The 2040-nt window shown below is 68.2% G+C and carries 2 protein-coding genes; one reads left to right on the top strand and one right to left on the bottom strand.

All coding sequences use genetic code 11. From position 1 onward, the window contains the following. Positions 1-242 precede the first annotated feature (242 nt). Positions 243-1430 carry a helix-turn-helix transcriptional regulator gene (locus M6444_RS02565; RefSeq protein WP_298322741.1) on the bottom strand — a complete coding sequence of 396 codons (1188 nt, stop codon included), beginning with the start codon at positions 1428-1430 and terminating at the stop codon, positions 243-245. 200 nt (positions 1431-1630) lie between these two features. On the opposite strand from M6444_RS02565, the gene M6444_RS02570 reads away from it, so the two are divergent. Beyond that, the gene (locus M6444_RS02570; protein ID WP_298322744.1) at positions 1631-1756 is read left to right on the top strand and encodes a hypothetical protein; all 126 of its coding nucleotides are present in this window, start codon (positions 1631-1633) and stop codon (positions 1754-1756) included. Positions 1757-2040: the final 284 nt, after the last annotated feature.

Consider the following 2040-nt stretch of genomic DNA (forward strand, 5'->3'; position numbering starts at 1 on the left):
GTGAAAACCCAGCCGTGCAAATCGTCCGCGACACACAAGCAGCACTCCACGCATGGGTCGTGCAACTCGGCTTCTCCCCCGACGCACGAGGACGAGCGAACCTCGGAGCCCTCGACGACGACCACGACGAAGACGACCCATTCGGCTGACGGCGTCGAACCGCCAGCACAGACCAGCGCCGACAGGCGACCCGCGACCCCCTGTGGTTGCCGTGGACGGCGGTCGTCGCTTGCCCGTCTCGACTATGGCCGCAGCACTTCTCGGAATGCCACACCGCGGCGCCTGTCACGGCGAGTGACGATCCGGCCCGTGGAGTCGAGTTCGGCACGTGCGTACCCGTTGACCGGGATGTCGTCGCGGATCGCCTCGGCCGCCTGGGCCGCGGCGTCCAGATCACCGGCCTCGGCGTATGCCCGCGACAGACACGACCCGTACCAGGCCCGGTCACGTCGGAAGTGCGCCGGGAGTGTGTCGATGCCGGCCGTGATGAGGTCGACGGCCTCACGATGCTCGCCGAGGTGCAAGGCCACCATGCCGCGCTGCAGGGTGAACCAACCGTCGTCGTAGAAGTACATCCACGGCGGCTCGTCCTCCGGCGATTGCGAGGCCAGCGCGATCAGCTCATGAGCCTCGTCGAGCTTGCGCCGCGCTGGGTCGGCCTCGCCGGCGAGCGCGTGCCCCCGTGCAGCCATCTGGCTCGCCATGCCTTGTACACCGGGCGTGACGTGCCCGTCGTGCCACCGCGCCGCTTCAGCCAGGCGCACACACCGGATCGGGTCCCCGACACTCCACGCCGCGTGTGCCCGCATGCTCAGCGTGGTCGCGGCCAAGCCGGCGTCCGCGACCTCGACGGCCCAACCGTGTGAGCGCTCATACCAGCGGTTGGCCAGATCACGGTGCCCTAGATCCATCGCCATCCATGCGATGAACTGCGCGTACTGCGCCGCCAGACTCGTCAGCTCGTCCGTGAGCGGTCCGCCGGCAGCATCGGTCAGCGCGGCGACGATGTCCAGCTGCGAGCGCACGATCCCGACGAGCGGGCCCGCACCCAGACTGTCCTCGGCCGTGCGATGCTCGGCAAGGCACGTCTCCAACCATCGCACCGTCGCCTTGTCCACCCGTTCGGGCACCTGCACAACATGGGCAACGCGATCGGCAAGGTCGGCGTCCGGGGAGAGGCTGGCCAGTGGGTACGACGGGACGGGGAAGGATGGTGCGCCAGCCCGCTCGAGCGTCGGCAGCGGCACGTCGAGTGCTTCGGCCAGCGCTGGCAGCCATGACGTCGGCCGACGTGCTCCGCGTTCCCACCGCGACACCTCATCCTTGGTCACGGTGGTCCGTCCGCTGACCTCGCCGAGACGTTCGGCCAAGCGGGTCTGCGACATGCCACGCGAACGGCGTAGCTGCGCGATCAGCTCCGGTAGTTCCACTCGCTGCCCTGTCTCTACGTGCTGGCCCCCACTGTGGCCCCCAGTATGGCCCACGACCACGGCCAGGCCCGCACGGATGATCGACGTACCGAGTCCGGCCCTTGCCCTGCGGCCGGCCTCGTAGGCGCTCCTGCCGGACGTGCCACATGCCCCGGCAGGGCGCCGACCCCAACTCGTTCCCCGGCGGCAGAGGAAACAATATGAGTCGGCTCGAGACCACACGGCGCCAGCGCTGCGACAAGTGCGGGGAGGTGACGCTGCACGAGGTCACGATCTACGACGACGATCCGCGCGAGATCCTCCACTGCACCGAATGCGACCAGTAGGCCCGGGGCCCGGCCACGCCCGTGCCCACATTTTGCCCACACTTCGCGGCGAAACGTCGTGATTTCACGTGACCCGATGTGAGCGTCTATGCAGGTCAGAAACCATCTCCACCCGTCGACCTGGGCGCCGGATGCGACTTGTGAGCGGTAGGTCGTCGGTTCGAATCCGACTTCGGGCTCCCCTCAGAACCGTTCGAGACTGCACTGACGCCAGATCAGACCGGTTCTCACTCTCACCCACCCGCGGCCCGTACCCACACAAGCTCGTCGTCGAACAGGTCCGC

Source organism: Haloactinopolyspora sp., assembly GCF_027324685.1.
Classification (GTDB): Bacteria; Actinomycetota; Actinomycetes; order Jiangellales; family Jiangellaceae; genus Haloactinopolyspora.